Genomic DNA, 7,887 nt, shown 5'->3' with positions numbered 1-7,887 from the left:
GGTCGCCGGAGCTGATGCGCTCATCGAGGGCTTCCGGCCAGGCGTCATGGAGCGCCTCGGGCTTGGGCCCGAGGTCTGTCTCGAGGCGCATCCGCGGCTGGTCTATGGCCGAGTGACGGGCTGGGGGCGCACGGGCCCCCTGGCACCGCGTGCGGGCCACGACATCAACTACCTCGCCCTGTCTGGCGCACTGGACGCGATCGGCAGCCGGGGTGGGCCGCCCGTGCCCCCGCTGAACCTTGTCGCCGACTATGGCGGCGGTGCCATGTTCCTCGCCTTCGGCCTGGTCTGCGCATTGCTCGAATCCGCGCGCTCGGGCAAGGGGCAGATCGTCGATGTGGCCATGACCGATGCCGTGGCGAGCCTGATGACCGCTTTCCATGGCCTGCGGGAGGCCGGTCACTGGCGCGACGAGCGGGGCACCAATCTGCTCGATGGCGGCGCCCCCTTCTACGGCACCTTCGCGACGCTCGATGGTGGCTTCATGGCGGTGGGGCCGATCGAGCCGGCCTTCTTCGGCCAGCTTCTGACCGGCCTGGGACTGCGCGCCGAGGATTTTGCAGACCGCATGTCAATGCAGCATTGGCCGCAGCTGCGCCAGGCCATCGCCCAGGCGTTCGCCAGCCATACGCGGGCCCACTGGGAAACCACCTTCGAGACCAGCGATGCCTGCGTGACGCCGGTGCTGTCGCTCGGCGAGGCGAGCGGCCATCCCCATCACATCGCCCGCGGCACTTATGTGCGCTTCAACGGTGTCGAGCAGGCTGCACCGACGCCGCGCTTCTCGCGCACCCCGGGCAGCCTGCGCCGCGCGCCGCCACGGGCGGGAGAGCATGGTCGGGCGCTGCTTGCGCAGTGCGGCTATTCGACGGCGCAGATCGACCGCCTCGAGAGCCTGGGCGTCATGGCGCCCGGCATCGGTGTTCCCCCGCATCAGCAAACAACCATTCGTCAGGAGACAACATGAGCCTTGCCAGACGTCGATTTGTTCAAGCCGCCATGGCCGCTGGCCTGGTTCCGGCCAGCCTTTCGCGCACCGCGTGGGCCCAGGAGCCCGCATGGCCGAAGGGGCCGGTGCGCTTCGTGGTGCCGTTCGCGCCCGGAGGCGGCGCCGACATGGCGACGCGCCTCATGGCCGAAAAGCTGCGCGCGGCCTGGGGTGGCACTGCGGCTCTGGTCGACAACAAGCCAGGCGCCAACACGATCATCGCGGCCGAGTCGGTGCTGGGCGCGCCACGGGATGGCAGCACTTTCCTCGCGACGATTTCGCTGACCACCCAGTTGCCCTTCCTGATGCAGAAGGTGCCCTTCAGTCCCGAGACGGATCTCGTTCCGGTCGCAGCCATCACCACGGAGCAGCTCGTGCTCGTGACCAGCCCGGCGTCGGGGGTCAAGAGCTTCCGGGATCTGGTCGAGGCGGCGCGCAAACAGCCGGGCAAGTTCGCCTTCGGCTCCTACGGCGTGGGTTCGAACTCCCATCTGGTGCTGATCGAGATCAACAAGGCATCGGGCGCCGACCTCGTCCACGTGCCGTACAAGGGTGCCGCTCCCGCGGTCCAGGCCGTGCTGGCCGGCGATGTCGCGCTCGCGCTGTCGAACCTGGGCACGGTGAAACAGCACATCGCGGCGGGACGCCTGATCCCGCTGGCCGTCACCGGCGAGAAGCGCTATCGCTTCGTTCCGGATGTGCCCACGCTGCTCGAGCTGGGCGTCAAGGGCTTCGAGACGCCCGCGTGGATCGGCGTCTTTGCCCCCAGGGGTGTGCCGGCGTCGGTGGTGACCAAGCTGGGCGCGGACATCCAGGCTGCGGTGGCCGCTCCCGATCTCGTGGCGCGCCTGAACGATTTCTGTCAGGAGCCCGGCCAGATGACGACGGCCGAATTCCAGGCGCTGGTCAAGCGCGACAGCGACAACGCCGGCAGGATGATCCGGGCGGCGGGTGTGCGTCTGGAGTGAGCGCGCCATGACCTTCCACACGATCCGGGGCGTTTGCCCATGATGCTCACGCAGGCCGTGCGGCGTGCCGCATCGATCCGTCCGCAGGGGCTGGCGATGGCAGGTGACGGCGAGCGGCGTGACTGGCAGGAAACGGCCCACCGCATCGCAGCGCTGGCCGGCGCCCTGCGCGCGCTGGGTGCGCAGCCCGGCGTCCAGGTGGCGACCCTGGCGCACAACTCACCGCGCTATTTCGAACTCATGCTCGCCGTATGGTGGGCCGGTGCGACCCTGGTCCCGCTGAACACCCGCCTGGCCTTCGAGGAGTTGCGCTTCATCCTCGCCCATTCCGAAGCCCGGCTGCTCGTGGTGGACGAGTCCTTCGCCGATGTGGCCCGCCGGGTCGAACAGCAGCAGCCCGGCGATCTTCGCGCGACGCTCGTGCTGGACGACGACCGCTATGCGCAGGCCTGTGCGCAGCCACCCATCGAGGACGCGTGCGGCGAGCTGGAGACGCTTGCCGGCATCTTCTACACCGGGGGCACCACGGGTCGACCCAAGGGCGTGGAACTCACGCACCGCAATTTCGCCTTCGCCGCGCTGAACATGCAGCGCGACCTGCTGCTCGACCAGAGTGCCGTCTACCTGCATGCGGCACCGCTGTTCCACCTCGCCGATTTCGGCATCGGACTGGGCACCACCCTCGGAGCGGGAGGACACAGCTTCCTGGCGCAGTTCAGCACGCGCGGCTTCTACGAGCGGCTCGCACGCGACGGCGTGACCCACCTGCAGCTGGTGCCCACGATGCTGGCGACCGTGCTCGATGCGCCCGAACGCGACAACCGTCTGCTCGCGCAGGTGCGTTCGGTGTCCTACGGCGCCGCACCGGTCTCCCAGCCGCTGCTCGCGCGTCTGCTCGATGCCTTCCCACATGCGCGGATCCAGCAGTTCTACGGCATGACGGAATCGTGCGGTGCGAGCGTGATGCTGCCGCCTGATCGCCACGTCCTCGATGGCGCCCTGGCAGGCAAGCTCGGCACGGTGGGACAGCCCACCGCCGGCTTCGAACTGCGCATTGCCGATCCGGCCACCGACCGGCCGCTGCCGACAGGCGAGGTGGGGGAGGTCCAGGTCCGTGGTGCGGCCGTCATGCGCGGCTACTGGCGCGAAACGGACAAGAGCCGCGAAGCACTGGCCGGCGGATGGCTGCATTCCGGCGATGCCGGACGGCTCGACGCACACGGCTTCCTGACGATCGTCGACCGGCTCAAGGACATGATCATCAGCGGCGGCGAGAACATCTACTGCGCGGAGGTCGAGAACGCCCTGGCCGCCCATCCCGATGTGGCGGCCTGCGCCGTGCTGGGTCTGCCCGATGCGCACTGGGGGGAGCGCGTGCATGCCGTCGTCGTCGCACGCGGGGGCGCGGTGCTCGACAAGGCGTCCCTCGACGTCCACTGCCGCGCACGCATCGCCGGCTACAAGGTGCCGCGCAGCTATGACCTGCGCACCGCCGGCCTGCCGCTGTCCGCGGTGGGCAAGGTCCAGAAGAACGTATTGCGCGCGCAATGGCTCGCGCAGGAGAACGCATGACTGCATCGATCCTCGACCTGCCGCGCCGGGTTTTCTCCGAAGAGCACGAGGCCTTCCGCGACCAGGTCCGGCGCTTCGTCGCACAGGAGATCACGCCCCACCACCGCGACTGGGAGGCCGCAGGCCAGGTGCCGCGCTCCGTCTGGCGGCAGGCCGGGGCGCTGGGCATGCTCTGTCCGACCTTTCCCCAGGCGTGGGGCGGTGCGGGCGGCGACTACCTCTACAGCGCGGTGGTGCTCGAGGAACTGGCGTACGCCCACGCGCCGGGCCCCGGCTTCGCCATCCATTCGGAAATGGCCGCCCCGTACATCCTGAACTTCGGCTCGCAGGCGCAGAAGGACGAATGGCTGCCCCGCCTCGTGAGCGGCGAGGCCATTGCCGGGATCGCGATGACCGAACCGTCGGCCGGCAGCGATCTGCACGGCATCCGCACCCAGGCGCGGCGCATGGACGAAGGCTTCCGGCTGTCCGGACAGAAGGTCTTCATCTCCAATGGGCAACTGGCGGACGTCTTCGTCGTCGCCGCGAAGATCGACGGCGCCCAGGCCATCTCGCTGTTCCTGGTGGACGCCGCGCGGGAAGGCGTGCGGCGTGGCCGCAATCTCGACAAGCTCGGACACCATGCCCAGGACACGTCCGAACTCTTCTTCGACGACGTCGTGCTGCCGGCTTCGGCGCTGCTCGGCGAGCAGGGGCAGGGCTTTCGCTACCTGATGAAGGGTCTGGCGCGCGAGCGCCTGACGATCTGCGTGAGTTGCCAGGCCCGGGCCGAAGCCGTGTTGCGCGATACGGTGGCCTATGTCGCAGACCGGCAGGTGTTCGGTGGCCTGCTGAGCGAGCTGCAGAACACCCGCTTCGTGCTGGGCAACGTGAAGGCCGAGCTCACGGCCGGTCGTGCGCTGGTCGACCGTCTGCTCCAGGAACACGGGGCCGGCGAGCTGGACCCGGCCACGGCGGCCGGCGCCAAGCTGTGGGTCACGGAAGCCCTGGGGCGGACCGTGGACGCCTGCCTCCAGCTCCATGGCGGCTGGGGCTACATGAACGAATACCCCGTCGCGCGCGCCTACGCCGATGCGCGCGTCGAGCGCATCGCGGGCGGCAGCTCCGAAATCATGAAAGAGATCGTGGCGCGCACGCTCTGGCCCCGCCGCTGACCCTTTCCCACTCATCAACGACTCTGGATCCCCACGTGGAAGCCTTCATCTACGACGCCGTGCGAACACCCCGGGGCAAGGGCAAGCCCCAAGGCGCCCTGCACACCCTGTCACCCCTCGAACTGGGCGCGACCGTCCTGGACGCCATCCTGGCGCGCAATGACTTCCGGTCAATGGCCCCGGATGAAGTCGTCTTCGGCTGCGTCGAGGCGGTGGACGACCAGGGAGCCAACCTCGCCAGGTCTGCCGCCCTGCAGGTCGGTTGGGACGAGGTCCCGGGCTTCATGGTTTCACGTTTCTGCGGCTCGGCGCTGGATGCGGTCAACACGGCTGCGGCCAAGGTGATGGGCGGCCAGGCCGACTGCATCGTCGCAGGCGGTGTCGAGATGAATTCGCTCGTGCCCATGCTGGTGGGAACCGGCGGCCCGTCGGTCAGCGATGTCTTCTTCAACGACCGGGTGTTGCAGACACCGCAGGGTGTGGCGGCCGACCTGATCGCGACTCTCGAGGGATTCGGGCGGGAGGACGTCGACGCATTTGCAGCGGCGTCCCACCAACGTGCGGCCCAGGCCCAGGCCGGGGGGTTCTTCAGCCGCTCCATGGCCCCGGTGCGCGATCGCCTCGGCCACGTGCTGCTCGAGCAGGATGAGCTCGTGCGGGCGGACACCACCGCCGCATCGCTGGCGCGGCTGCCTGCCTCCTTCGTGGAAAGCGGCGAGAAGATGGGCTTCGACGCGACCGTCAGGCTGCGCTATCCGCAGGTCGACCGCATCGACCATGTGCACCATGCCGGCAATTCGTCGGGCATCGCCGACGGCGCCTCGGCCGTACTGATCGGCAGCGCGGCCGCCGGGGACCGCCTGCGCATCACCGCCCGCGCACGCATCGTTGCCACGGCGACTGCCGCAGACGATCCCTGCATCATGCTCACGGCCACGGTTCCGGCGGCCCGCCGATGCCTTTCGCGTGCCGGTCTCACGGTGGAGGACATCGACCTCTTCGAGGTCAACGAAGCCTTCGCGGTCGTCCCCCTGCACTTCATGAAGCATCTGGGCGTGCCCCACGACAAGCTCAACGTGGCGGGCGGCGCCATCGCGCTCGGGCATCCCGTGGGCGCCACCGGCGGCATGCTGGTCGGCACAGCCCTGGATGAACTGGAGCGCCGCGGCCAGCGCCGCGCCCTCGTCGTGATGTGCACCGGCCTGGGCATGGCCGTGGCCACCCTCATCGAGCGGACCTGAGCGCCCGGCTTTCAGGCCCATTGACCCCTTCATCGGAGCGAGATCTGTCGTGATCGACTATTCCCTGGACGCCGACGGCGTCGCGCACATCGTCTGGAACAACCCGGACGGTCCCGTCAACATCAAGAGCGCGGCTGCGATGGCCGCCTTCGTCGAGGCGGTGGACCGCGCCATTGCCGATCCGCTGGTCAAGGGCGCAGTCATCGGGTCCGCCAAACGCGACTTCCTGGCCGGTGGCGACATCGATGCCGTCTACGGCGCCAGGACGGCGGAGGCGGCGATCGCCAACGTGCGCGACATCGGCGCCTGCCTGCGCCGCATGGAGCGCTCGGGCAAGCCCTTCGTGGCAGCCCTGAACGGTTCCGCACTGGGCGGCGGGCTGGAGGTGGCGCTGGCCTGCCACCACCGGGTCGCCGCCGATCTCCCGCAGCTTCGCGTGGGCCTGCCGGAAGCCACACTGGGGCTGATTCCGGGCGCAGGTGGCACGCAGCGCCTGCCGCGGCTGATCGGCATCAAGGCGGCCACGCGGATGATGCAGGAGGGCAAAGCGATCGGTGTGCACGAGGCCCACAAGCTCGGCATCGTCGACGCGGTCGTGGCGCCCGAGGCGCTCGTCGAGGTGGCCAGGGCGTGGATCCTGGCCCACCCGCAGCCTCAGCAACCCTGGGACGCCAAGGGCTTCCGCTATCGGGACTTCGAGCCGCAGTCGCGCGAAGGCCGATGGTTCTTCTTCTACGCATGGCCGGCGCTGCGCCGCAGGTCGCCCCCGGCGGATCTGGCCGGCGGCGCCCTGCTGCATGTGCTGGCGCAGGGCCTGGAGCGCGGCATCGATGCGGGGCTGGCCATCGAGTCGCGCTACTTCGGGATGGTCGCGGCCTCGGCGTCGGCCAAGAACCGCATCCGCACGCAGTTCATCGCCGCCAGTGCGGCCCGCAAGCAGACGCGTCGGCCCGCCGGCGAGCCGGTGCTCGCCCTGCGGCGCGTCGGCGTGGTGGGTGCGGGGCTCATGGGCAGCGGCATCGCCCATGTGTGCGCCCGCGCAGGTTTGGAGACCGTGCTCATCGACGCCAGCGAAGACGCGGCCGAACGCGGCAAGGCGCGGATCGCCAAGACCCTGGCGTCCGCCGTCTCGCGCGGCCAGGCAGATGCGGCGACGTCCGATGCGCTGCTGGGGCGCATCCAGGCCGGATCGGACATGCAGGCCCTGGCCGGATGCGATCTGGTGGTGGAGGCGGTCGTCGAATCCGCCGAGGTCAAGGAACAGGTCTTCGCGCGGATCGCGCAGATCGCAGGGCCCGACGCGATCATCGCGTCGAACACCTCGACGCTGTCCATCACCTCGCTGGCCAGGACGCTGGAGCAGCCGCAGCGCTTCATCGGATTGCATTTCTTCGCCCCCGTGGATCGCATGGCCCTGGTCGAAGTGATCCTGGGGCGCGACACCTCGGCGCGCACCCATGCCCATGCGCTCGACTTCCTCAAGCGTCTGGGCAAGACGGCCGTCGTCGTCAAGGACGGGCCCGGCTTCTACACATCCCGGGTCGTGGGGGCCTACACGCGCGAGGCGCTGACGATGCTGCACGAGGGCGTCTCGCCGGCGCTGATCGACAACGCCGCGCTGTCGGCCGGCATGCCCATCGGTCCGCTCGCCATGGCCGACCTCACGTCCTACGACCTGCTGACGGACATCATTGCCAGCCTTGCGCGCGAAGGGCGCGGCACGGCGCGCGAGTCGGGCCGGGCACTCGATGCGGCGCGGCGCCTCGTGGCCGCGGGAAGGATCGGGCGAAAGGCCGGCGGCGGGGTGTACGACTATCCCTCGGAAGGCAAGCGCCTGTGGCCGGGCCTGGGCGAGCTCTTCGCGCCGCTGCAGACGCAGCCTTCGCCCGACGAGGTCGTGCAGCGGCTGCTGCACGTGCAGTCCCTGGAGACGCTGCACGCCATCGACGAGGGCATTGCCGAGG

Annotated in this window: 6 protein-coding genes; all 6 read left to right on the top strand. The window is 69.6% G+C overall.

Going from position 1 to position 7,887, the window contains the following annotated elements; genetic code table 11:
• The coding region (locus QZ772_RS13000) for a CaiB/BaiF CoA-transferase family protein (RefSeq protein WP_295526825.1) at positions 1-967 on the top strand (967 nt) is incomplete at its 5' end.
• Positions 964-1,956, top strand: coding sequence for a tripartite tricarboxylate transporter substrate binding protein (locus QZ772_RS12995; protein WP_295526823.1), 993 nt, complete (start codon positions 964-966; stop codon positions 1,954-1,956). The genes QZ772_RS13000 and QZ772_RS12995, both read left to right, overlap by 4 nt.
• A 39-nt stretch (positions 1,957-1,995) precedes the next feature.
• On the top strand, positions 1,996-3,528 hold the full coding sequence (locus QZ772_RS12990) for an AMP-binding protein (protein WP_295526821.1): 1,533 nt from the start codon (positions 1,996-1,998) through the stop codon (positions 3,526-3,528).
• Entirely contained in the window at positions 3,525-4,682 is a 1,158-nt protein-coding gene (locus QZ772_RS12985; RefSeq protein ID WP_295526818.1) for an acyl-CoA dehydrogenase family protein, read from the top strand. The genes QZ772_RS12990 and QZ772_RS12985 overlap by 4 nt, the downstream gene beginning before the upstream one ends.
• Before the next feature lie 35 nt (positions 4,683-4,717).
• Positions 4,718-5,923, top strand: a complete 1,206-nt coding sequence (locus QZ772_RS12980; RefSeq protein ID WP_295526815.1) for an acetyl-CoA C-acetyltransferase — start codon at positions 4,718-4,720, stop codon at positions 5,921-5,923.
• A 49-nt stretch (positions 5,924-5,972) separates the two neighbouring features.
• The coding region (locus QZ772_RS12975; RefSeq protein ID WP_295526813.1) for a 3-hydroxyacyl-CoA dehydrogenase NAD-binding domain-containing protein at positions 5,973-7,887 on the top strand (1,915 nt) is incomplete at its 3' end.

Origin of the sequence: uncultured Pseudacidovorax sp., assembly GCF_913773995.1 — a bacterium.
Classification (GTDB): Bacteria; Pseudomonadota; Gammaproteobacteria; order Burkholderiales; family Burkholderiaceae_C; genus Xenophilus.
This window is presented reverse-complemented; position numbering and strand designations above follow the sequence as displayed.